Here is a 752-nt window from a genome sequence, read left to right as displayed (position 1 = left end):
GCTGCAGGTCGGAACCGGCATCGGGTTCGGTCAGGTCCATGGACATCGTCTCGCCGGCGCAAACGCGCGGGATAAAGCGGGAACGCTGGTCCTCGTCGCCGAACTCGTACAAGGTCTCGATGCAGTCCTGAAGGGACCAGATGTTCTCGAAACCGGCGTCCGCAGAGGCGATCATTTCGTTGATGGCCGTGTAGGCGGTAATCGGGAAGTTCAGGCCGCCGAAGCGGCGCGGCATGGTCACGCCATTGAGGCCGGCCTTGCGGGTGGCTTCCAGGTTCTCGTAGGTCTTGCTTGCGTAACGCACGCGGCCGTCTTCGCAGTGGGGGCCTTCGGCGTCCACGTCTTCGGAGTTCGGGAAGATGGTGTTCGCGGTGATGTCGCCCGCGACTTCGAGCACGCGGTTGTAGCTGTCTATCGCGTCGGCGTAGTCTTCCGGCGCATAGTCAAAGCTGTCCTTGTCGGCGTAGCCGTTTTCCTTGAGCTCCACGATGCGCTGCATCAGAGGAGAGCTTTCAAGGTTGAACTTAATCTCTGGATGGTCTGTGTAAAAATTCGCCATAACGCCTACTTGTTGTTTGCCTTGTAATACTTGATCATCTTCGGGATGACCTCTTCGACGGTGCCGTTGATCACGTAGTCAGCGATAGCGTTGATCGGGGCGTCGGGGTCGGAGTTCACGGAGATGATGATTCCTGAATCCTGCATGCCGGCGAGGTGCTGAATCTGGCCGGAGATACCGCAGGCGATATACA

At 58.5% G+C, this 752-nt stretch carries 1 protein-coding gene and 1 pseudogene; both read right to left on the bottom strand.

Annotated features, from left to right (window positions below; translation table 11 throughout):
* A partial coding sequence (locus B2952_RS11905) for an acyl-CoA dehydrogenase family protein (RefSeq protein WP_290781629.1) occupies positions 1 to 559 on the bottom strand: 559 nt, incomplete at its 3' end.
* Between the two features lie 5 nt (positions 560 to 564).
* A pseudogene (locus tag B2952_RS11900) lies at positions 565 to 752 on the bottom strand (FAD-binding protein); the annotation flags it as partial.

This window comes from Fibrobacter sp. UBA7003 (genome assembly GCA_002449765.1).
Lineage (GTDB): Bacteria > Fibrobacterota > Fibrobacteria > Fibrobacterales > Fibrobacteraceae > Fibrobacter.
This window is presented reverse-complemented; position numbering and strand designations above follow the sequence as displayed.